Below are 22,594 nucleotides of genomic sequence, written 5' to 3' on the forward strand. Positions count from 1 at the left end.
CCATGCGCGTATTATTACCCTTCCTCGCCCTCTACCGCCGCCATATGGGCCAGATCCTCCTGGGCATGCTGCTGGCCATCGTCACGCTGTTGGCCAGCATCGGCCTGCTGAGCCTTTCCGGCTGGTTCCTGGCCGGTTCCGCCCTGGCGGGCGCCGCGGGACTATATAGCTTTAACTATCTGCTGCCCGCCGCCGGCGTACGCGGCGCGGCCATTACCCGCACCGCCGGCCGCTGGGCGGAGCGGGTGGTCAGCCATGACGCCACTTTCCGCGTATTGCAACATCTGCGCATCTACGCTTTTGAAAAGATCCTGCCCCTCTCGCCCGGGGCAATCGCCCATTTTCGCCAGGCCGAGCTGCTCAACCGCCTGGTGGCGGATGTGGATACCCTCGATCATCTCTATTTAAGGGTGCTGTCGCCGCTGCTGAGCGCCTTGGTCGTGATCCTGGTGGTCACCTTAGGGTTATCCTGGCTTGACGTCTCCCTGGCCCTGACGCTCGGGGGAATTATGCTGGCGGTATCGCTGCTCCTGCCCCCGCTGTTCTATCGCGCCGGTAAACCGCTGGGACAAGACCTGACCCGCCTGCGTGCGAGCTACCGCCTGCACCTGGCCACCTGGCTGCAGGGCAATGCGGAATTATCGGTCTACGGCGCCGCCGGACGCTATCGCCGGCGGTTGGATGACACCGAACGGCGCTGGCAGCGGCGTCAGCAGCAGCAAGCCAACCTGGCCGCCGAGGCGCAAGGATTGCTGATATTGATTACCGGACTGTCGGTCACGCTGATTTTATGGCTGGCCGCCGGCGGCATCGGCGGGGACAGCCGGCCCGGCGCCTTGATCGCGCTGTTCGTGTTTACCGCCCTGGCGGCCTTTGAAGCGCTGGGGCCGGTGGCCGGGGCCTTCCAGCACCTGGGCCAGGTTATCGCCTCCGCCGGGCGGATAGCCGATATAATCAACCGGGAACCGGCGGTGACGTTTCCACCGGACGGCCCGCAGCCCGCCGGCCGTGCCGTGCTTGAGGCAGACCATATACGCTTCACCTATCCCGGCCAGCCGCAGCCGGCGATCGGCGGCCTGTCGTTCCATATCGGCGCGGGAGAACATGTGGCCATACTGGGCCATACCGGCAGCGGTAAATCCACCCTGCTGCAATTACTGACCCGCGCCTGGGATATCGACCACGGGGAGATTCGCCTGAACGGCTACCCGCTGCCCCGGTGGAGCGAACCCGCGCTGCGATCGATGATAAGCGTGGTGCCCCAGCGGGTGCATATATTCAGCGCCACGCTGCGCGATAATCTGCTGCTGGGCGCCCCGGAGGCGGACGATGCGCGGCTGAAGACCATGCTGGTACAATTGGAGTTGGAAAAACTGCTGCAAAAAGACGGCCTGGACGCCTGGCTGGGCGAAGGCGGACGCCAGCTCTCCGGTGGCGAGCAGCGGCGGATCGGCATCGCCCGCGCCCTGCTCCACGACGCGCCGCTGCTGCTGCTGGATGAACCCACGGAAGGCCTCGACGCCGCCACGGAGCGGCAGATCCTGGATCTACTGCTTCGATTGGGCGAAGATAAAACCGTCATTCTCGTCACCCACCGGCTTCAGGGCCTGGAGCGGATGGATCGCATATTGGTTATGGAACAAGGCGGAATCGACGAGCAGGGTAGCCATCGCATGCTGATGGCGGCGCGGGGACGCTACTTCCGCTATCATTGCCCGGTGGGCGTATAATGATCCCATTAGCTAACGAGCCAAGGTGATATGACGAGAAGCTCCATGAGACTCTACAGGCTGTCGCCGGATTCGCTGCGCTTTCCCGCGCCGACGTCCGCGCTCCATGAGCCTAACGGATTGTTGGCTTTCGGCGGCGATTTGTCTCCCGAGCGGCTGCTGATGGCCTATCAACTGGGCATTTTCCCCTGGTACTCGCCCGGTGATGCCATTCTGTGGTGGTCGCCGGACCCACGGGCGGTACTTTATCCGCACGAGTTTCATCTCAGCCGCAGCCTGAAGCGGTTTGTTAAACATTGCCCCTACCGTATCTCGCTCAACCAGGCGTTCGGAGCGGTGGTGGCCGCCTGCGCCGAACGGGGCCAGGAAGGCACCTGGATCGGCCCGGACGTGGCGCAGGCATACAACCGGCTGCACCGGCTGGGCCAGGCGCATTCAGTGGAAGTTTGGGACGGCGACGACCTGGTGGGCGGCATGTACGGAGTAGCGCAGGGCGCCCTGTTTTGCGGGGAATCCATGTTCAGCCGGAGGGATAATGCCTCCAAGGTCGCGCTGCTGACTTTTTGCCGTTTCTTTAGGCAACAGGGCGGAAAACTGGTAGACTGTCAGGTATTGAACTCACACACGGCCTCGTTAGGCGCAAGGGAAATACCACGACGCGACTATCTGGCGCTGCTGAGTCAGTTACAATCCTTAACGCTGGCACCTGATTGCTGGCAACCGCAAACCCTCTCTGCCGTCACCTTAAACAGCGACATTACTCCCTGTGACTGAAGCGGCGTTCTTCATCACTTCTTTACATAATGAGGGTTTTTCGGCATTATCTTGCCGGTAAAAAACTATGGTATTTAAACCTAGAGGATTCGATGGCCAAAGAAGACAATATTGAAATGCAAGGCACGGTACTGGATACATTGCCTAACACCATGTTCCGTGTGGAATTGGAAAACGGGCATGTGGTAACCGCTCATATCTCCGGTAAAATGCGTAAAAACTATATCCGCATCCTGACGGGCGACAAAGTCACTGTTGAGCTGACCCCGTACGACCTGAGCAAAGGCCGCATTGTCTTCCGTAGCCGCTGATAGGCTTCCTTCGCTGATATCCGCCCGCGGGCGTTGATATCGCCAACCCGCTGTCTGAAAGATCGGATGCCGGCGCCGGAATACGGCCCGGCATAATGCATTCCCGCTTTTGCGGTGTACCGTGATTAACGTACCTGGTTAATAGCTGAATACATTATTACCGATAATAAAAAAGGCGATGCCAAGCATCGCCTTTTTACTATACCCGCTATTTCACCTGTATTTCATCACCCAGGCCGGTGTTAGTGAACCACGCCTTCCGCTTTGCGTTTTTGCGCGCTGAGGAAATGGTAGCTAAGTTCTTTTTTATCTTTATTGAGCTCGACCGACACCGACCCGCCGTCAACCAAAGAACCGAACAGCAGTTCGTTGGCCAGCGGTTTTTTCAGGTTTTCCTGCATCACCCTGGCCATTGGCCGTGCGCCCATGGCTTTGTCGTAGCCCTTGGCGGACAGCCAGTCGCGCGCTTCGTCGCTGACTTCCAGCGAGACGCCCTTCGCATCCAGCTGCGCTTGCAGCTCAACGATAAACTTATCTACCACCAACTGAATGATTTCCGGCGATAAGTGATTAAACCAAATCACATTATCCAGGCGGTTGCGGAACTCAGGGGTGAAGATCTTCTTGATCTCGCCCATGGCGTCCGTACTGTTATCCTGCTGAATCATACCGATGGACTGGCGCTGCGTTTCCTGCACCCCGGCGTTGGTGGTCATCACCACGATCACGTTGCGGAAGTCCGCCTTGCGGCCGTTGTTATCGGTCAGGGTGCCGTTGTCCATCACCTGCAGCAGCAGGTTAAAGACATCCGGATGCGCCTTCTCGATTTCATCGAGCAGCAATACCGCGTGTGGGTGCTTGAGCACCGCGTCGGTCAACAGGCCGCCCTGGTCGTAGCCCACATATCCCGGAGGCGCGCCGATCAAGCGGCTGACGGTGTGGCGTTCCATATATTCCGACATATCAAAGCGCAATAATTCAATATCCAGCGCCTTGGCCAGCTGTACGGTCACCTCGGTTTTACCCACCCCCGTCGGACCCGCGAACAGGAAAGACCCCACCGGCTTATGATCCTGGCCCAGCCCGGCCCGGCTCATTTTGATCGCTTCGGTCAGCGCCTCGATGGCTTTATCCTGGCCGAACACCAGCATCTTAAGGCGTTCGCTCAAATTCTTCAGCACATCGCGGTCGCTGGCGGAGACGGTTTTTTCCGGAATGCGGGCGATGCGCGCCACCACCGATTCGATATCGGCCACATTAACGGTTTTCTTGCGTTTGCTCACCGGCATCAACCGGCTGCGGGCGCCCGCTTCATCGATAACGTCGATGGCCTTGTCCGGCAAATGGCGATCGTTGATGTATTTAACCGCCAGTTCCACCGCGGCGCGCACCGCCTTGGCGGTATAACGCACATCATGATGGGCTTCGTATTTGGGTTTCAGGCCGGTCAGTATCTGCACGGTTTCTTCCACCGTGGGTTCGGTAATATCGATTTTCTGGAAACGGCGCGCCAAGGCGCGATCTTTTTCGAAAATATTACTGAATTCCTGATACGTCGTGGAACCCATGACCCGGATCTTGCCGCTGGAGAGCAGCGGCTTGATCAGATTCGCCGCATCGACCTGTCCGCCGGAGGCGGCGCCCGCACCGATAATGGTGTGGATCTCGTCGATAAACAGAATGCTGTTCTTGTCCGATTCCAATTGTTTCAGCAACGCTTTGAAACGCTTCTCGAAGTCGCCGCGGTATTTGGTACCCGCCAGCAACGACCCGATATCCAAAGAGTAGATGGTGCATTCGGCAATGACTTCTGGCACATCGCCCTGCACGATACGCCAGGCCAGGCCTTCGGCGATCGCCGTCTTGCCCACGCCGGATTCGCCCACCAGCAGCGGATTGTTTTTACGCCGGCGGCACAGTACCTGGATGGCCCGTTCAAGCTCGCGCTCGCGGCCGATCAGGGGATCTATGCCACCCACCCGGGCGAGTTGGTTGAGATTTGTAGTGAAGTTTTCCATACGCTCCTCCCCGCCTGCCTGCTCTTCATTGACCGGGTTTTCCGGTCCCGGTGCCTGCGTTTCATCTTTACGAGTGCCGTGGGAGATGAAATTCACTATATCCAGTCGGCTGACGTCATGCTTGCGCAGCAGGTAGGCCGCCTGCGATTCCTGTTCGCTGAAAATAGCGACCAGGACATTGGCGCCCGACACTTCGCTGCGACCGGAGGATTGCACATGGAACACCGCGCGCTGTAATACGCGCTGGAAACTAAGCGTAGGCTGTGTGTCCCGCTCTTCGTCACTGGTCGGTAAGGTTGGTGTGGTTTGTTCGATAAATGCTTCGAGTTCCTGGCGCAACGCCACCAGATCGACCGTGCACGCTTCCAGCGCTTCCCGCGCGGAAGGGTTGCTGAGCAATGCCAGCAGCAGATGTTCAACGGTCATAAACTCATGCCGGTGCTCACGCGCTCTGGCGAAAGCCATATTTAAACTGAGTTCCAGTTCTTGATTGAGCATTGGCACCTCCCCAAATTGATTGCCTTTTCAGGCCTTTTCCAGCGTACAAAGCAACGGATGCTCATTTTCCCGGGCATAGCGATTAACATGAGCGGCTTTGGTTTCTGCGACTTCGGCGGTGTAAACACCGCAGATAGCCTTGCCATGATAATGCACCGTAAGCATCAGTTGCGTTGCACGTTCAACATCATAAGAAAAGAACTTTTGCAGTACGTCAATAACAAATTCCATCGGCGTGTAATCGTCATTGATAAGTATCACTTTATACATTGATGGGGGTTTTACCGCATCTTTCAACAGGTCCTCGGCAAAATTTTGCTCGCCCGGCCTTTCACTTGTGTTACCCATCGTCTTTCCGTCGATATGTTTCTCTTACTTGATATAACGTTGCGTCCACCGAACCATTATCACGACGCAACCCCATCATGGTTATCAGTCTAACATCAGATATTCAAAACCGCTGTTTGCTATAACCTATGACAACAATAGGATTTTGAACGCAGCTGTTGTATTGAGATTTTGCCAAAAAAGCGTCAATAGCGTTACCTGCTTCAAAGTTTAGTAATGTCATCAGCCAACTCCCCCAGCATCCTCTTGACCTATCGTTCCTATCCTCTAGAGTGTACTTGCGTAAGCCGCGGCGGTTTTGACCAATCAGGCTTACAACGTTCAACAATCCTCATCACGTATAAGATTCGGTTGCGAGGGATGTAGAAACATGGAGACGGGTAAAGTTAAATGGTTCAATAACGCCAAAGGTTTTGGGTTTATCTGTCCTGAAAGCGGCGGCGAGGATATATTTGCGCATTACTCAACAATCCAGATGGACGGTTATCGAACGCTCAAAGCCGGGCAAGTGGTCAGATTCGATGTTCATCAAGGTCCCAAGGGGAACCACGCGAGTCTGATTGTGCCTGTTGAAACCGAGACTGTTGCCTGATAACGCGCCTCGCGATTAATGCCTAAGATGCCTAATGAAATGCCAGTGAATCGCTGGCATTTTTTTCTGCCGCTCGTCCCTGCATACTCAAGGTATAACATTTTTCTTTTAAGACGCAAGTATAATTATGATGGTTGCAATTACTATCTGGTTCACCATTTCCCTCCCCCCGGCAAAATATAAACAAACATTAAACACCATGTAATCTCATCCCCCACCGGCAACCACATTGATGCCCGGTTTAGACATGTTTTGGTGAAATAGCTATTTCCATGAAAACCAGGGCATATCCCCATGTCACAGCTTGTATCCAGTCTGGAAAAACCACGTTTATTAACCGGTTGGCAATTGGCCCTGGCTCTGTTCCGCGGCAAGCTGGTGCCGGGCATGGCCTGGCGCCACCGTTTCTATCGCGGCAAGTTTCTGTTCCGCCATTTGTGGACCGCCGCATATTCGGTACCCTGGCTGAGGTATCTGGCCTGCTGTCCCATATTGCCGGAAATACTGCAATCGCAGCCGGGATTGCCCTGCAAGCTGCATCGCCCTTACCTGGCGTCGAACATGAACCACAAGCAGCAGCTGGCCGCCCTGGTTTACCACTACGACTATATCCAGCAGCATTTGCCCCGCCCATTGCTCAACGGGCACCTGACCCGCAGCGGTATCGTCCTTGCCACGCTGGAGGGCAAAAACGGCCAGCAGTTCTACCTGCGCCTCGGCTCCCTTGACAATCTCAATCGTGAAGGCGAAGCCACCGTTCTTATTACCGACGAACGGGGCGTGATGCTGGCGGAAATGACCTTTGTCATCACGCCGGAACAAGGCACGACCCTGTTTATCGGCGGCCTGCAGGGCGCGCAGCGGCAGGTGCCCCACGAGGCCATCCACCTCGCCACCAAATCCTGCCACGGCCTGTTTCCCAAGCGGCTGGTGCTCGAAGCCGTAACCCTGCTGGCGACAAACCTGGGCGCACGGCAAATTTTAGCGGTGGGGAACCGCACCCATATGTACCAGGAGTGGCGGTATTTTTATAAAAAGAAAGGCTTCCTGCATGCGGATTATGACAATTTCTGGTTGTCTATGCAGGCCCAGCCCCACGGGGAGGGATATTTCCGTTTACCCCTGGCCATTACGCGCAAGGGGCTGGAAACGCTGCCCAGCAAGAAACGCGCCGAATACCGGCGCCGTTATGAACTGCTGGATCGGCTCGCCGCGCAAATCAACGCTTTTTTCCCCCACACCACCGGTGCGGGCGGGACATCACGGGCATAAGCCAAGCGCCCGGCTGGAAAAAAGAGATTAATATGCCTGCTTTACAGCGATCCCGGTTTTCGTTAGCTTAAGGCTGCTTTTTTCTTCCCGCCGCGCAAAAGGATGTGACCCGCGTTATGTATTCCAGCCTCTTACTTATTCTTATTCCGCTGATCGCAGGTTACATGTTGCCCCGCCTGGGCAAGCCTCTCCTGCGCGCCTTGAATCGCTTGCTAAGCGCCATGGTCTACATCATCCTGTTTTTTATGGGGATAAGCCTGGCGTTTCTGGATAATCTAGCCACTAACCTATTATTGATTGCCTGGTATGCCGGCGTCAGCGCCGTGTGCATATTGTCTGTTAACGCCCTGGCGCTGTGGTGGCTGGGAAAACGGTCTCCCTGGCGCGGCGCCAACCGTCAGGAGACCCCGCCGTCCAGGCTGCGCATGGCCATGGATTCCCTGCAGCTTTTCCTGGTGGTGATTGCGGGTTTTCTTATCGGCCTGACGCAGTGGCACTGGCTGAGCGTAGCGTCCCGGGCCAGCGAATTTGCCCTGATTGTCTTATTGCTGCTGGTGGGCATCCAGCTGCGCAACGGCGGCATGACGCTGCGGCAAATTCTGCTGAACCGGCGCGGCACCATTATCGCGCTCGTCGTGGCCGCCAGCGCCATGCTGGGCGGCGCGCTAGCGGCGGTAATACTGGGTTTGCCCCTGCAAACCGGCCTGGCCATGGCCTCGGCCTTCGGCTGGTATTCCCTGTCGGGAGTGCTGATGAGCGACGCCTTTGGCCCGGTAATAGGCAGCGCGGCATTTTTTAACGATCTGGTGCGCGAACTGCTGGCGATAATGCTGATTCCAGGGCTGATGCGCCGCAGCCGCAGCTTGGCCCTTGGCCTGTGCGGCGCCACCTCGATGGATTTCACTTTACCGGTATTGCAGCGCAGCGGCGGGCTGGAGGTCGTGCCGGCCGCCATCGTCCATGGCTTTTTGCTGAGCCTGCTGGCCCCGATCCTGATCGCCTTGTTCTCCGCCTGATCCAGCGGAATGGTTAAAAACCGGCCGGGCGATCCCCGGCTAATCCTGGGTGATTGACTTTTTTCATACTGCCCATCCCGATTTAAAAGGACTAAGCTTTACCGGCATGGAAATTTTTTGCCATGGTTTAGCCAATTTTAAGGGGAAAGCGATGAAACAAACCGTTGCATCAATGGTTGCCAGGACCCTGGAGCAGGCCGGCGTCAAGCGTATCTGGGGCGTCACCGGCGACTCGCTTAACGGATTAAGCGACAGCCTCAACCGTATGGGCACCATTAAATGGATGGGTACCCGCCACGAAGAGGTGGCCGCGTTTGCCGCCGGCGCGGAGGCCCACGTCACCGGCCAGCTGGCGGTATGCGCCGGCTCCTGCGGTCCCGGCAACCTGCATTTGATCAATGGATTATATGACTGCCATCGCAATCGGGTGCCTGTGCTGGCCATCGCCGCCCATATCCCCTCCAGTGAAATCGGCAGCGGTTATTTTCAGGAAACCCACCCGGAAGAACTGTTTCGCGAGTGCAGCCACTACTGCGAGCTGGTATCCAATCCGGAACAATTGCCCCAGGTGCTGGGCATTGCCATGCGCAAGGCCATTCTTAACCGCGGCGTCTCGGTTATCGTATTGCCCGGCGACGTGGCGCTGAAACCGGCACCGGTTGACGCCCAACCGGTATGGTATACGCCGCAGCCACCCCTGGTCATTCCCTCGGTAACGGAACTGGAAAAACTGGCCGACGTTCTCAACCAGGCGGAAAATATTACCCTGATGTGCGGCTGCGGCTGCGCCCAGGCCCATGACGAAGTGGTGCAGCTGGCCGGGCTGCTCAAAGCGCCGGTGGTGCATGCCCTGCGCGGCAAGGAGCATCTGGAATGGGATAACCCCTATGATGTGGGCATGACCGGCCTGATCGGTTTCTCTTCCGGCTACCACGCCATGATGAACGCCGACACGCTGGTGCTGTTGGGCACCCGCTTTCCCTATCGCGCATTTTATCCCACCGATGCCAAAATCGTCCAAATCGATATCGATCCGGGCAGTCTGGGCGCCCATTGCCCGGTTAACATGGCGCTGGTGGGCGATATTAAATCCACCCTGGCGGTGCTGCTGCCGCGCCTGAAAGAAAAAACCGGCCGTCATCATCTCGACCAGGCGCTGGAACATTATCATGAGACGCGCCGCGATCTCGACGCCCTGGCGCAGCCGAGCCCCAACAAACCCATTCATCCGCAGTATGTGGCCCAGCAGATTAGCCGCCTGGCCGCGCCGGACGCCATTTTTACCTGTGATGTAGGCACCCCGACCGTATGGGCGGCCCGCTATCTGGAAATGAATGGCAAACGCCGCCTGATCGGCTCGTTCAACCATGGTTCCATGGCCAACGCCATGCCGCAGGCCCTGGGCGCCCAGGCGGCCTACCCCGATCGCCAGGTAGTGGCGTTATGCGGCGACGGCGGTTTTGCCATGCTGATGGGCGATTTCCTGTCCATGGCGCAGATGAAATTGCCGGTTAAGATTGTCATTTTTAATAACAGCGTATTGGGCTTCGTGGCGATGGAAATGAAGGCAGGCGGCTATCTGACCGACGGGACCGAACTCAAAAACCCGGATTTCGCCGCGATAGCCCAAGCCGCCGGCATCAAAGGGATTCGCGTGGAAAAATCCGCCGATCTCAACGCCGCGCTGGAAGAGGCCTTCGCCACCGACGGACCGGTGGTGGTGGACGTCATTACGGCGAAAGAAGAGCTGGCCATGCCGCCGCAAATTAAATTTGAACAAGCCAAAGGATTCAGTCTGTATATGCTGCGCGCCATTATTAACGGGCGCGGCGATGAAGTGGTAGAATTGGCAAAAACCAACTGGCTGCGTTAAAGCGTGATATCGCCCAGGGGATCGATGGCGAGATCCCGGCCGGGCGGTATCGTCATGGGCGGTAGCCGGACAAATAACGTAATGGAGTAGGCATGATAGATTTACGCAGTGATACCGTTACCCTGCCAAGCGGCGAAATGCGGCGATTAATGGCGCAGGCCGAGGTTGGCGACGATGTATATGGCGATGATCCGACCGTGGCGGCGCTGGAAGCCGACGGCGCCCGTCTCAGCGCCAAACCAGCGGCGCTGTTTTTCCCCAGCGGCACCCAGGCCAACCTGGTGGGACTGCTGACCCACTGCCAGCGCGGCGAAGAATATATCGTCGGCCAGCAGGCGCATAACTACCGCTTCGAGGCCGGCGGCGCGGCGGTGCTCGGCAGCATCCAGCCCCAGCCGATTGAAGCGGATGCCGACGGCACCCTCCCCCTGGATAAGGTGGCCGCCGCCATAAAACCGGACGATTTTCATTTCGCCCGCACCCGGCTGTTAAGCCTGGAAAATACCCATAACGGCAAAGTGCTGCCGCAGGAATATCTGCGCCAGGCCTGGCAATTTAGCCGCGAGCGCGGCCTGGCGCTGCATATCGACGGCGCCCGGATATTCAACGCGGCGGTGGCCCTGGATATTCCGCTCAGCGAGATTACCCAATACTGCGATACCTTGACCATCTGCCTGTCGAAAGGGCTGGGGGCGCCGGTGGGGTCGCTGCTGTGCGGCAGCGAAGAGTATATCCGGCAGGCCAAACGCTGGCGCAAAATGGTCGGCGGCGGGATGCGTCAATCAGGCATTTTGGCGGCGGCGGGACGGTATGCGCTGGAACATAACGTGCAGCGGCTGCGCGAAGATCATGACAATGCCGCCTGGCTGGAGCAGCAATTGTCCGCCCTGGGCGTGGAGATCGCAGCGCCGGGGGCGCAAACCAATATGCTGTTTGTCCGCCAGCCGGTGGAACTGGCCGCCAAGCTGGGCCCCTGGATGCGGCAGAATGATATTATCATTGCGTCCGGCGCGGTGACCCGGCTGGCGACCCACCTCAACGTCAGTCGCGGCGATCTGGAGAAGGTCGTGCGCTGCTGGCGTGAATTTTTGCAACATCAGTCCGAGTTAACGGGCGCCCCCCTGACCGGCGTCTATTTCCAATAACGCATCAAGTATGGCCTCGGTTTCCGCGTCCGGCAGGCCGCGGAAATCCCCCGGTCTGAAATGCATCTGGAACGCCGCCACCGCCTTTTGCCGCCACTGCGCGGGCAACTGCATCGAAACGTCATAGCCGTAGCGGCCCAGCCGATCTATGATGCCACCCATCGCCACCGGCGCTTTCGGGTCCCGCCGTCCCAGGTAATAGCTTACCCGCTGCTGTGAGGGCCAGATGCCCACGCCGGCCGCCGCCAGCTGCCGCCAGGGAAACAGCGGGCCGGGGTCCTGTTTACGCCGCCAGGCAATATCGCTATGGCCTACCACATTGCCCGGGGCAATATGGTAACGCCGTATAATGTCCCGGCTCAGCGCGATCGTCAGCGCTATCTGGTCGGGCGGATAGGGAGCGGCGCGATAGCCGGTCAGCGTGCGGCGGTATCCGCCGTTTTCGATTTCAATGCCGATCGAGGTATCGTTGAGATGGTCGCGCCCGCGCCAATAGCTTTCGCCGGCGTGCCAGGCGCGGCGGGATTCATCCACCAGGCGCAGCGCGGTGGGCATGCCGTGGTTATCCCGCGTTACCGCCGGGATCAGGTAATGCGCGCTCACCTGCTCGGCGGTGAGCGTGGAAAGCGAACCGGCAAAATCCTCGGCGGTATAATGAATCACCAAAACCTGTACCCGTTCATCGGCGCCAATAGCCTGGCGGGAGCCGTCAATCCGGTAGGCCGTTGCCGTTTGCGGCGCGATAACGGACTGCCGGCAGCCCGCCGAGGCTAGAATAAGCAGTCCGATAAGCCAATATTCGGCGATTGCCGCAACGCCTGTCGTTCGAGAAACTCGCCTGAGGCAGTTCATGGTTCCATCCGACCCGCTATTATTACCATCAGTAATGACTGACCCTTATGGCTGCCCATTGTGCCTATAACCCGCCCGCCGCACAATGCCGGACTTTGGCGTTGAAGATTTAACCGCTTGGCGGCAAAGGTTTGTTATTTGCCTAATTAATACTCATCTTGCTTCGTTTGATCAAATCTCGTTGAAGCTTTGCTTAATAAAGTTACATGATAATATCTTTTTATAGTTATCAGGCAAATTCATCATGCCAGTAATTGGACTGACAGTTCCCTATTGTTTTATAAATATGGCCGCCACCCCATCAACGGCGGTACAGGTTGAATCGCAATGCGCTTTTTCGGCAAAACTAAGCAGCGCGAAAAATACTATTGACAGCCTGATTAGCGATGGCGAAAAAAACCGCAATAATATTGATTCTGCGCCAAAGAAGATTAATAAAGCGCCGTTATCGTTTATATCCATGCCCGCTATCGAGGTCGTCGGCGCCTCGATAAAAAACGTCATGACCCGCTTGGTCAAACAATGCAAAACGGTGGGCAATATTATTGGCGGATGGTTATCGGCATGGCACCCCCCACATCACCTGCTTTATACCAAAAGCGGCAAGGACAATGCAGCGCCGACCGGCACGCATAGCCCTGTCGGGCCGAAAACGCCTCGATTCGCGCAGGGCGGCGGCGCGGCAATGACTCAAATCGAGCCGACAGGCAACCCGCAGGCAGAAAATCTGATTAGCGAGGTCGTATATGATGCTTTAGCCGTGCTGAAACTTTTAGTTGACCGCCTGCCCGAAGATAGGCAGCTCCGGGAAATATGGGCCTACCAAGAAATCATTACCTATATCGGCAAATTAATGAATCAGGGCGTCGATCAATTACTCCAGGAACCAGACATTATCAACCTATATTGCCAGGCAAAAGAATCCTTGGTAAAAAATATGCCCGGCAAGCGGGAATTAATAGATGCGCTCATCGCCTCGCAACCCTACATCGGCAATTTATTTGGCCCGGTAGCCCATCCCGAACAATTGGCCAATCCGAGTATTTACCAAACGGCTTTTGGTTATTTGTGCCAACGGGATCGGCGTATAGACTATCCGCATCTGTCGGCGGTGAGCGACTGGGCGTATCGGTTTATGTTTAAAGACCAGCTCTCGCCGGAGGCGATTCGCCGTCATACCTATGACTATTTGCAGGCCGTTAAGCAGCAGTTGCTCGACCAGCCGGGAGATGCGGACATATCGCCCCGGCAGCATTCCGATGGGGATGCGATACCCGCCAGGCCGCCCCGCGGCCGCAAATCACTCGGCAAGGTCAATAACCCCGACGCCGCGCCGGTCAGGCCGCCCCGCGGCCGCAAATCACTCGGCGAGGTCAATAACCCCGGCGCCGCGCCGGTCAGGCCGCCCCGCGGCCGCAAATCCCAGTCGTGCTCGTTTTGAACGATGGCTTATATCCGGGCCGGGCAGCCCGGGCGCGCGGCAGTAGCAACCGCGCGCTGGCGTACCGTCTTCCGGCCCGGCGTACGCCGCCGCCCGCCCGTCCCTGAACCGCGCTTTAGCCATATGTGCCGCCGCCGCACAACTCCCTGATTTTTAACTATACTCTAGGGGTGTGACTCACCGCTAAAATAAAATCATAAAGGTAAACAATGAAAAAAACGCTTTTTGTCCTCCTGCCGCTGGCGCTGGCGCTTACTGCCTGCACCACATCCGTCGATCCGGCGTTTAAAGATACCGGCACGCGCAACGGCCCTTGCGTTGGCGGCGGCCCGGATGCGGTTGCCCAGAAATTCTACGATCTGCGAATCGATCGGCATGCCCAGGGCAAACCTGACGCCGGGCAATTGACGCAATATCGTCCCTATCTCAGCGAACGGCTTTACCAGGCGCTGGCCGTCGATCGCCAGGGCCGGGATAAATTGGCGAAACTGCCGGCCGGGGATATCTTCAGCAGCCAGGCCGACGGCCCCACCGCCGCCAGGGTGCATAGCGCTTCGCGCATTTTGAATACCGACGCCAAAAACATCCCGCTACGCGTGGATCTGTCCCGCGCCCAGGCCGGCGGCGGCCAGACGGTGCAATGGCAGGACGAGGTGCTGATGGTGCGCGAAGGCACCTGCTGGGTGCTGGATGACGTGCGCTATCTGGGCGCATTCTCCCATGCCCCGGCGGGGACCCTGCGCCAAACCCTGGAAGTGAGATAATCCCCGCCGGCATCGGTCCGGCGGGCATTACGCGCCCATGGCCTGTGGCGTCGCCGTGCGTAAACGCGCGCGATTGGAGCCAAGGGGGCTTGCCTGAGCCAGGCCCCTTGGCGGGGGTTGGCCAATATGGGCAACATAGCGGGTAAGCCGGATTATGGAGCACGGACGCATGGCAAAACGCCGGGGAATGACGTTTTGTGCTGTTCGTGATATTATTACCCTCCTAAATGTAAATTTTAATCACGACAGATTGCATCGACCGGCTGTCGACGTTAACATCTGCCGCCTCAATGGCTATTCAGTTTCTTCGCATGAGTATTCAACTAAACCGCATCGACTGTTTTTATGGTGCTTATCAAGCGCTATTTGATATCACCCTTGACTGCCCGGCGGGAGAAACGCTGGTATTGCTCGGCCCCAGCGGCGCGGGCAAAAGTTCGCTACTGCGGGTGCTCAACCTGTTGGAGATGCCCCGCGCCGGTCAATTGGCGATTGCGGGCAATCACTTTGACTTTAAACAGACCCCGGGCGAGAAAGCCATCCGGGAGCTGCGGCAAAATGTCGGCATGGTATTCCAGCAATATAATCTGTGGCCGCATTTAACCGTACGCCAGAATTTGATCGAGGCGCCGTGCCGGGTGCTGGCCTTGTCCCGTTCCCAGGCCAACGCCCGTGCGGATAAACTGCTGGAGCGTTTGCGCCTGACCGATTTTGCCGATCGTTTTCCGTTGCATTTGTCCGGCGGACAGCAGCAACGGGTAGCCATAGCCCGCGCCCTGATGATGGAACCGCAGGTGCTGCTGTTCGACGAACCAACCGCGGCGCTGGACCCGGAAATCACCGCGCAAATCGTCAGTATTATTCGTGAACTGGCGCAAACCGGTATTACCCAAGTGATTGTGACGCATGAAGTTGAGGTAGCGCGTAAGACTGCCAGTCGCATTGTGTATATGGAAAACGGCCACATTGTGGAACAGGGCGATGCCACGCATTTCGCCCAGCCCCGCACCGAGGCGTTTGCTCACTACTTGTCGCATTAAATTTTTTGGAAAAAAAATGAAAAAATTAATTATTGCCGCAGTGCTGGCCGGGGTTGCGGCTTCAGCCGGCGCAGCCGAAACCATTCGTTTCGCTACCGAAGCCTCTTACCCTCCGTTCGAATTCGTCGATGCCAATAATAAAATCCAAGGCTTCGATATCGATTTGGCCAACGCGTTATGCAAAGAGATGCAGGCGCAGTGCACTTTTACCAACCAGGCCTTTGACAGCTTGATTCCCAGCCTGAAATTCCGTCGTTTCGACGCGGTGATTTCCGGCATGGATATCACCCCGGAACGCTTGCAGCAGGTCGCGTTCACCCAGCCCTATTATGAAAACTCCGCCATTTTTATCGCGCAAAAAGACAAATTTGCCGATTTAGCGGCGCTGAAAGATAAACGCGTCGGCATGCAAAATGGCACCACGCACCAAAAATTCCTGATGGACAAACATCCGGAAATCACCGCGGTTCCTTATGACAGCTACCAGAACGCCATCCTGGATCTGAAAAACGGCCGTTTGGATGCCGTATTCGGTGACAGCGCGGTGGTGAATGAATGGCTGAAAAAGGATGCCGATCTGGCAACCGTCGGGGATAAAATCACCGATAAGGCCTATTTCGGCACCGGCCTGGGCATCGCTATGCGGCTGAACAATACCGCGCAGGTGGATAAATTCAATGCCGCCCTGGATAAAGTGAAACAAGACGGTACTTACCAGACTATTTACCAGAAATGGTTCAAGCAGTAATCCCCGTACATGACTGAACTTCAACCAATAGCCAGCGCCGCCGGCACCACCGTCGGGCTGGCGCTTTGCGCGCTGGTGGTCGGGCTTATCCTGGCGATGTGTTTCGCCGCCTGGGAATCCGCCCGCTGGAAATGGCTGGGCCTGCTGGGCACCGGCGTGGTTATGCTGCTGCGCGGCCTGCCGGAAATTCTGGTGGTGCTGTTCATCTATTTTGGCGCCTCGCAGTTGCTGGTATCGCTGGCGGACGGCTTTACGCTGAATCTGTATCTGCTGCACATTCCGGTACGGCTGCCCACCGATAATATCAACCTCAGCCCGTTTGTGTGCGGCGTGATTGCCCTGGCATTGCTGTACGCCGCCTACGCCTCGCAAACCCTGCGCGGCGCCCTGAAGGCCATTCCCCAGGGCCAATGGGAATCCGGGCAGGCGTTGGGATTGAAAAAAAGCGCCATTTTTTTCCGGCTGATTATGCCGCAGATGTGGCGTCATGCTTTGCCAGGCCTGGGTAACCAGTGGTTGGTGCTGTTGAAGGACACCGCCCTGGTGTCGCTGATTAGCGTTAACGATTTGATGCTGCAAACCAAGAGTATCGTCAGTTTTACCCAGCAGCCGTTTACCTGGTATTTGATTGCGGCGGCGGTTTATCTGGCGATCACCCTGCTCAGCCAGGTTATTCTGCGCGCGTTCGAGCGTCGTTCGACCCGCTTTGAAACGAGGGCATCGTGATGCTGGCCTACCTGCCGCAATTAATGCAAGGCTTGCCCACCAGCCTGACGCTGACGCTGAGCGCCATCGTTATCGCGCTGCTGCTGGCGCTGCTGTTTACCCTGATCATCAGCCTGAAGACGCCCATTCTGACGCCGATAATCAAAATTTACATCACGCTGTTCACCGGCACCCCGCTGCTGGTCCAGATCTTTTTGATTTATTACGGGCCGGGACAATTTGCCGGCCTGCGCGCCATTCCCTGGTTATGGCAACTGGTGTCGCAGCCTTGGTTATGCGCCATGGTGGCCCTGGCCCTTAACAGCGCCGCCTATAGCACCCTGTTGTTTACCGGGGCCATGCGCGCCATCCCGTCCGGCCAGTGGCAGGCCTGCGCCGCCCTGGGCATGTCCAAATTGCAATCGCTGCGCATATTGATGCCGTTCGCCATTAAACGCGCCCTGTCGTCTTATTCCAATGAAGTAGTGCTGGTATTTAAAAGCACGTCGCTCGCCTACACCATCACCCTGATGGATATTATGGGCCACGGGCAGTTGCTGTACGGCAGGACCTACGATGTCATGGTGTTTGGCGCCGCCGGCATTATCTACCTGTGCGTCAACGGCGTCTTGACCCTGCTGATGCGGCTGGTGGAGTCCCGGGCGCTGCGCTTCGAACGCCGCAATTAACGGGTCGCGCTTAAGCGGCGGCGCCGCCGCGTTGAAGCAGCACCAGCGTTTCATAGTGGGCGGTGTGCGGGAACATATCAAATAGCTGCGCCTTGACGATGCCATAGCGCGGCAGGGCCAGCAAATCCCTGGCCAGGCTCTCTCCCTGGCAGCTCGAATACAGGATATAGGGCGGCGCCATCTCATTGAGATAGTCGCATAGCGCCTGGCCGATCCCGCGACGCGGCGGATTCACCAGCACCAGATCCGGCACCTCCGTACGCTGCTGCGCGAAATCGGTGGAATCCAGCGCCTGAAACGCCACGTGGCGCAACCCCAGCAGCTGTGCCGACTGCCGCGCGCTGGCGATGGCCTCGGCGCTGATTTCAATGCCGGTCAGCCGGATATCGCCGCTGGCGCAATGCAAACCAAACCCCCCCACCCCGCAAAACAGATCCCACAGGCTGGCGATAGGCAGAGCGCCCACCCAGTCCCGGGCGGTGGCATACAGCCGGGCGGCTACGGCGGGATTGGTTTGGAAAAAACCGCGCGGACGGATAAACAGCGGCACGTCATTGAGCCGTTCTTCCAGGGCGCTTTGCCCGGTCAGAATGATTTCCGTTTCCCCTTCCAGGATCGCCATCGGCACCGGCTGGATATTTACCGATATGACTTTGAGCTGGGGAAGCTGCATCTGCAGCCAGGGCAGCGCGGCGCGCAGCTGCGCCAGCTTGGTTTCGGAACGCAGGACGAAGCGCAGCATCATGGCGCCGTCGTATTCGCTGGCGGTCAGCAACAGGAATTTTAACTCGCCCCGCCGCCGCGCCACGTGGTAAGGCGTCAGGCCGGCGCGGGCGATAAACGTTTTAAGCTGGGCAAATACCGGCGCGAAGCCGGCGGGGTAAAGCGGGCAGCCGCATAAATCCACCGGCTCGCCGTCGCGGGCCATGATGCCAAGGATCGGGCGTTCGACGCTGCCGCTCACGACCATCTTGGCTTTATTGCGAAAAGCCGCCTGGGCGCAAGCGACCGGCGCAAGCCAGCGCCCCACGGGACTGGCGGACAGCAAGGCGGCGATAGCGGCCTGTTTATCCACCAGTTGTTGCGGATAAGGCTTATCCAGCCATTCGCAGGAGCGGCAGCGATCCGCGCTAAATAATTCGCAATGCATAAGTATCAAGGCCAGCTAAACGGGCGCGCATTGTACCATCGGTGGCGGGTGGAAATCATCGGCCGCGCATAAAAAACCGCCGGCTGGCGAGAGGAAAAAATAACAGCGCCAACACCACCATATCGGGGGATTTGTGCAGCAGCACTTGGCTGATAATCTCGCCGGCGCTGTCGCCGGACAAGGCGAACATCTCTGGATAAAAGCCATTCCAGGTAGCCAGAAACAGATAACCGGCCCCGAGCAGCTGGCAGCCGGCGTAGCACCAGCGCGCCCAGGAATAACCGCGCATCACCGCAAAACCGCAGCGCAGCTCGATAAACAGTATCGCCAGGCTGGCCAGGAACAACACGGTTAAATCCCACGATCGGCTGCTGGTGTCGATAAAGCTTTGCAACCCGGCCACGCCCAGATTATTGGTCAACATCAGCACGCCCACGCAGCGGGTGGCGATAATGGCCGTACCGGCAATCATTACCGCCACCGGTGCGTCAAGCGGTACGCGCTCCCTGACCATGCTGCGGCTGCTCCTGAGTATTTCCGACATTGTCTCTCTCCCTGCCTGAACGCCGTACTAACCTAAGGAGTAAGACTAGCAGCTCCCGGGAGAATCAGCCACGTGCGGCGCGCTGTCGATCCCTTTGGCGCTGTTTTTCCGCGCGGGCCATAAACCACCAGGCAATCAGTCCGATCATCCCCACCACGCCAAGAATAATGGTGGCCAGGGCGTTGATTTCCGGATTAACGCCCATTCTGACGCTTGAGAACACCAGCATCGGCAAGGTGGTGGCGCCCGGGCCGGCGACAAAACTGGCAATCACCAAATCATCCAGCGACAGGGTAAACGCCAGCAGCCAGCCGGAGACAATCGCCGGCGCAATCATCGGCAGCGTGATGATAAAAAACACTTTGATCGGCGTGGCGCCGAGATCCAGCGCCGCCTCTTCTATGGATTCATCCAGCTCGCGCAGCCGCGAATTCACCACGACCGCCACATAGGCCGTACAGAACGTCACGTGCGCCAGCCAAATGGTAAACATGCCCCGTTCCGCGGGCCAGCCGATAGCATGCCCCATGGCCACGAACAGCAGCAGCAGCGACAGGCCGGTGATCACATCGGGCATCACCAGCGGCGCGGTAAGCATAAACGCAAAACCGTCCGAACCGCGAAAACGGCCAAACCGCACAATCACCACCGCCGCCAGCGTACCGAGGATCACCGCCATGGTCGCGGTCGCCGCCGCCAGGGTCAGGCTCAATGATACGGCGCTGAGCATGGCATCGTCGTGAATCAATACGCCGTACCAGCGGGTCGACCAGCCGGCCCAAACCGTCACCAGCTTTGAACTGTTGAACGAATAAATCACCAGCATCAGCATCGGCGCATATAAAAAGGTGAATCCCGATACCAGGATCGCGATCCGCCAGGGAGAGCGCACTACCGGTAATGTGTTCATGCCCGATCCCCCAGGGTTTTATTCTGATGTTTGTGAAACCACATAATCGGCACGATCAGCAGCAATAGCATAATCACCGCCACCGCCGAGGCCACCGGCCAATCGCGATTATTAAAGAATTCCTGCCATAAAATCCGGCCAATCATAATGCTGTCCGGGCCGCCGAGCAGTTCGGGAATCACGTACTCCCCCACCGCCGGGATAAACACCAGCATCGAACCGGCGATAATGCCCCCCTTGGTGAGGGGCATTATCACCTTGAAAAAGGTCTTGAGCGGCCGCGCGCCCAGATCCAGCGACGCTTCCACCAGCGAATAATCCAAGCGGGTCAGCGCGGTGTAAATCGGCAGGATCATAAACGGCAAATAGGCATAGACCACGCCGATATACACCGCCAGGTTGGTATGCAGAATTACCAGCGGCCGATCGATAACCCCCAGCCACATTAAAAAATTATTCAATACGCCGTTATTTTTCAAAATGCCCATCCAGGCATAGACGCGAATCAGAAACGACGTCCACGACGGCAAGATTACCAGCAGTAGCAGGATATTGCGGGTCGAAGGTTTACTGTGCGCCACCGCCCAGGCCATGGGGTAACCGATCAGCAGGCAGAAAAACGTCGACACCGCCGCCACCTGCAATGACTGCAAATAGGCCTCGATATACAGCGGATCGTCGAGCAATTGCGAAAAGTTGGCCAGATTAAGCGAAATATCCAGCTTGCCATCCATCCAGCTCACCAGATCGGTATAAGGCGGGATCGCCCGGGCCATCTCCGCCAGGCTGATTTTAAACACAATCAGGAACGGCAGCATAAACAGCAGCAGCAGCCACAGGTACGGCAGGAAAATCACCGCCTTGCGGCCGTGGCGCATTTGCAGCCGGGTCAGCCAACGCGGGGTTTTCACCCGGTCGGCCACGGGCTCGGGGGGCATTTTTTCATCCACTACAGACATGGTCGTCCTCCGCCCTAAACCGTCAACACGACGCAACTGTCCGCATCCCAGCAGAGACGCACTTCATCCCCCCAGGTGGGCGAACCTTTACGATAACGATGCGCATTTTGCAACTGCGCGCTGATAGTCTGGCCGCTTTGCAGCAGCACATGGTAAATGGACAGGTCGCCGAGATAAGCGATATTCACCACTTCGCCGACGGCAAAGTTATAACCATCGGGGGGGACGTCATCGCATAACATGATTTTTTCCGGGCGCAGCGCCACATGCACCGGCACGCCGTCCACCACCGACACATCGGAGTTCACCTGGAGCGGATGCACCAGGCTGGGGCTTTGAATAATCAGCGCATCGTCCTGGCGCTCTTTGAGCAAACCGTCGAAGATATTCACCGAGCCGATAAACTCGGCGCTGAACCGGCTGTTGGGGTGTTCATAGATCTCTTCCGGTTCGCCGATTTGCACAAATTTACCGCGATTCATGATGGCGATACGCCCGGCCATGGTCATGGCCTCTTCCTGATCGTGGGTAACCATCACACAGGTGACGCCCACTCGTTCGAGAATATCCACCACTTCAAGCTGCATACGATCACGCAGCTTTTTATCCAGCGCCCCCATGGGTTCATCGAGCAATAGCAGCTTGGGCCGTTTGGCCAGGCTGCGCGCCAGCGCCACCCGCTGGCGCTGGCCGCCGGACAGCTGATGGGGTTTGCGGGCCGCGAATTCCTGCATATGCACCATGGCCAGCATCTCTTCCACGCGCTGTTTAATCTCGGCGCGCGGCAACTTATCCTGCTTTAAGCCAAAGGCGATATTTTGCTCCACCGTCATATGGGGGAACAGCGCATAGGACTGGAACATCATATTGATCGGCCGCTGGTACGGCGGCATATGGGATAAATCCTGGCCATCGAGCACGATTTGGCCATGGGTCGGCTGTTCAAACCCCGCCAGCATGCGCAGCAGCGTGGATTTGCCGCAGCCGGACGCGCCCAGCAGCGCGAACATTTCCCCTTTATAGATCGTCAGGCTGACATCATCGACCGCCGATTGGCCGTCGAACGATTTGGTCAAATTGCGGATCTCCAGCAATGGCGTAACCATTTTCTGGCTTTTAGGCTGTGGGCGGGGTGTTGCATCGTTCACTAACATCACTCTCCGGAACAAAAGCAGCGGCGCTGCCGCAACCGCCGTCGCTGAAATAGCATAACAG

At 57.6% G+C, this 22,594-nt stretch carries 22 protein-coding genes; 14 read left to right on the forward strand and 8 right to left on the reverse strand.

The annotated features are described in order from the left end of the window. The first annotated feature begins 2 nt into the window (after positions 1 to 2). The 3 genes from cydC (at position 3) to infA (ending at position 2,815) form a co-directional block, all read left to right on the forward strand. Positions 3 to 1,730, forward strand: coding sequence for a heme ABC transporter ATP-binding protein/permease CydC (gene cydC, locus ACL2XP_RS18555; RefSeq protein WP_413734501.1), 1,728 nt, complete (start codon positions 3 to 5; stop codon positions 1,728 to 1,730). A 45-nt stretch (positions 1,731 to 1,775) separates the two neighbouring features. Next, positions 1,776 to 2,504 carry a leucyl/phenylalanyl-tRNA--protein transferase gene (gene aat, locus ACL2XP_RS18560; protein ID WP_413734503.1) on the forward strand — a complete coding sequence of 243 codons (729 nt, stop codon included), beginning with the start codon at positions 1,776 to 1,778 and terminating at the stop codon, positions 2,502 to 2,504. Positions 2,505 to 2,596: 92 nt separating this feature from the next. Beyond that, on the forward strand, positions 2,597 to 2,815 hold the full coding sequence (infA, locus tag ACL2XP_RS18565) for a translation initiation factor IF-1 (RefSeq protein WP_002211347.1): 219 nt from the start codon (positions 2,597 to 2,599) through the stop codon (positions 2,813 to 2,815). 242 nt (positions 2,816 to 3,057) lie between these two features. Here the strand turns inward: infA and clpA are convergent, their stop codons facing one another. Together clpA and clpS are read right to left on the reverse strand one after the other, a co-directional pair. Then, positions 3,058 to 5,331, reverse strand: coding sequence for an ATP-dependent Clp protease ATP-binding subunit ClpA (gene clpA / locus ACL2XP_RS18570; protein WP_413734505.1), 2,274 nt, complete (start codon positions 5,329 to 5,331; stop codon positions 3,058 to 3,060). A 27-nt stretch (positions 5,332 to 5,358) separates the two neighbouring features. Further along, positions 5,359 to 5,679, reverse strand: coding sequence for an ATP-dependent Clp protease adapter ClpS (gene clpS / locus ACL2XP_RS18575; protein ID WP_331122169.1), 321 nt, complete (start codon positions 5,677 to 5,679; stop codon positions 5,359 to 5,361). 370 nt (positions 5,680 to 6,049) lie between these two features. Here clpS and cspD point away from each other — a divergent pair, with 370 nt between their 5' ends. From cspD to ltaE, 5 genes are all read left to right on the forward strand, one after another. Beyond that, positions 6,050 to 6,271 carry a cold shock-like protein CspD gene (gene cspD, locus ACL2XP_RS18580; RefSeq protein ID WP_132922666.1) on the forward strand — a complete coding sequence of 74 codons (222 nt, stop codon included), beginning with the start codon at positions 6,050 to 6,052 and terminating at the stop codon, positions 6,269 to 6,271. Between the two features lie 294 nt (positions 6,272 to 6,565). After that, positions 6,566 to 7,543, forward strand: coding sequence for a VirK/YbjX family protein (locus ACL2XP_RS18585; protein WP_413734507.1), 978 nt, complete (start codon positions 6,566 to 6,568; stop codon positions 7,541 to 7,543). A 116-nt stretch (positions 7,544 to 7,659) separates the two neighbouring features. Continuing rightward, positions 7,660 to 8,559: a lysine exporter LysO family protein gene (locus ACL2XP_RS18590; protein WP_413734509.1), complete on the forward strand. Its 900-nt coding sequence runs from the start codon at positions 7,660 to 7,662 to the stop codon at positions 8,557 to 8,559. A gap of 151 nt (positions 8,560 to 8,710) precedes the next feature. After that, the gene (gene poxB, locus ACL2XP_RS18595) at positions 8,711 to 10,432 is read left to right on the forward strand and encodes a ubiquinone-dependent pyruvate dehydrogenase (protein ID WP_413734511.1); all 1,722 of its coding nucleotides are present in this window, start codon (positions 8,711 to 8,713) and stop codon (positions 10,430 to 10,432) included. A gap of 92 nt (positions 10,433 to 10,524) precedes the next feature. Further along, positions 10,525 to 11,577, forward strand: a complete 1,053-nt coding sequence (ltaE, locus tag ACL2XP_RS18600; RefSeq protein ID WP_413734513.1) for a low-specificity L-threonine aldolase — start codon at positions 10,525 to 10,527, stop codon at positions 11,575 to 11,577. Here the strand turns inward: ltaE and ACL2XP_RS18605 are convergent. Further along, positions 11,539 to 12,429 (reverse strand): N-acetylmuramoyl-L-alanine amidase, encoded by an 891-nt coding sequence (locus ACL2XP_RS18605; protein WP_413734515.1) that lies wholly within the window; start codon positions 12,427 to 12,429, stop codon positions 11,539 to 11,541. The two genes, ltaE and ACL2XP_RS18605, sit on opposite strands and share 39 nt — an antisense overlap. A gap of 244 nt (positions 12,430 to 12,673) precedes the next feature. On the opposite strand from ACL2XP_RS18605, the gene ACL2XP_RS18610 reads away from it, so the two are divergent. From ACL2XP_RS18610 to artM, 6 genes are all read left to right on the forward strand, one after another. Further along, positions 12,674 to 13,870, forward strand: a complete 1,197-nt coding sequence (locus ACL2XP_RS18610; RefSeq protein WP_413734517.1) for a hypothetical protein — start codon at positions 12,674 to 12,676, stop codon at positions 13,868 to 13,870. A gap of 209 nt (positions 13,871 to 14,079) precedes the next feature. Next, the gene (locus ACL2XP_RS18615) at positions 14,080 to 14,634 is read left to right on the forward strand and encodes a lipoprotein (RefSeq protein WP_413734519.1); all 555 of its coding nucleotides are present in this window, start codon (positions 14,080 to 14,082) and stop codon (positions 14,632 to 14,634) included. Between the two features lie 311 nt (positions 14,635 to 14,945). Beyond that, the gene (gene artP / locus ACL2XP_RS18620; RefSeq protein WP_413734520.1) at positions 14,946 to 15,674 is read left to right on the forward strand and encodes an arginine ABC transporter ATP-binding protein ArtP; all 729 of its coding nucleotides are present in this window, start codon (positions 14,946 to 14,948) and stop codon (positions 15,672 to 15,674) included. 16 nt (positions 15,675 to 15,690) lie between these two features. Then, positions 15,691 to 16,422 (forward strand): arginine ABC transporter substrate-binding protein, encoded by a 732-nt coding sequence (gene artJ / locus ACL2XP_RS18625; protein WP_413734522.1) that lies wholly within the window; start codon positions 15,691 to 15,693, stop codon positions 16,420 to 16,422. A gap of 9 nt (positions 16,423 to 16,431) precedes the next feature. After that, positions 16,432 to 17,148, forward strand: a complete 717-nt coding sequence (artQ, locus tag ACL2XP_RS18630; protein ID WP_413734524.1) for an arginine ABC transporter permease ArtQ — start codon at positions 16,432 to 16,434, stop codon at positions 17,146 to 17,148. After that, positions 17,148 to 17,816, forward strand: a complete 669-nt coding sequence (artM, locus tag ACL2XP_RS18635) for an arginine ABC transporter permease ArtM (RefSeq protein WP_413739220.1) — start codon at positions 17,148 to 17,150, stop codon at positions 17,814 to 17,816. Before artQ ends, artM begins: the two co-directional genes overlap by 1 nt. A 10-nt stretch (positions 17,817 to 17,826) precedes the next feature. Here artM and rlmC read toward each other — a convergent pair whose 3' ends face one another. The 5 genes from rlmC to potG form a co-directional block, all read right to left on the reverse strand. Continuing rightward, positions 17,827 to 18,966: a 23S rRNA (uracil(747)-C(5))-methyltransferase RlmC gene (gene rlmC / locus ACL2XP_RS18640; protein WP_413734526.1), complete on the reverse strand. Its 1,140-nt coding sequence runs from the start codon at positions 18,964 to 18,966 to the stop codon at positions 17,827 to 17,829. Between the two features lie 55 nt (positions 18,967 to 19,021). Next, the gene (locus ACL2XP_RS18645) at positions 19,022 to 19,510 is read right to left on the reverse strand and encodes a YbjO family protein (protein WP_413734528.1); all 489 of its coding nucleotides are present in this window, start codon (positions 19,508 to 19,510) and stop codon (positions 19,022 to 19,024) included. Between the two features lie 64 nt (positions 19,511 to 19,574). Next, the gene (gene potI / locus ACL2XP_RS18650; protein WP_413734530.1) at positions 19,575 to 20,420 is read right to left on the reverse strand and encodes a putrescine ABC transporter permease PotI; all 846 of its coding nucleotides are present in this window, start codon (positions 20,418 to 20,420) and stop codon (positions 19,575 to 19,577) included. Continuing rightward, positions 20,417 to 21,358 (reverse strand): putrescine ABC transporter permease PotH, encoded by a 942-nt coding sequence (gene potH / locus ACL2XP_RS18655; protein WP_413739221.1) that lies wholly within the window; start codon positions 21,356 to 21,358, stop codon positions 20,417 to 20,419. The genes potI and potH overlap by 4 nt, the downstream gene beginning before the upstream one ends. A 35-nt stretch (positions 21,359 to 21,393) precedes the next feature. Then, entirely contained in the window at positions 21,394 to 22,527 is a 1,134-nt protein-coding gene (potG, locus tag ACL2XP_RS18660; RefSeq protein ID WP_413734532.1) for a putrescine ABC transporter ATP-binding subunit PotG, read from the reverse strand. Between the last annotated feature and the right edge of the window lie 67 nt (positions 22,528 to 22,594).

It is taken from the genome of Sodalis sp. RH21 (assembly GCF_047324175.1).
Taxonomy (GTDB): Bacteria; Pseudomonadota; Gammaproteobacteria; order Enterobacterales; family Enterobacteriaceae; genus Acerihabitans.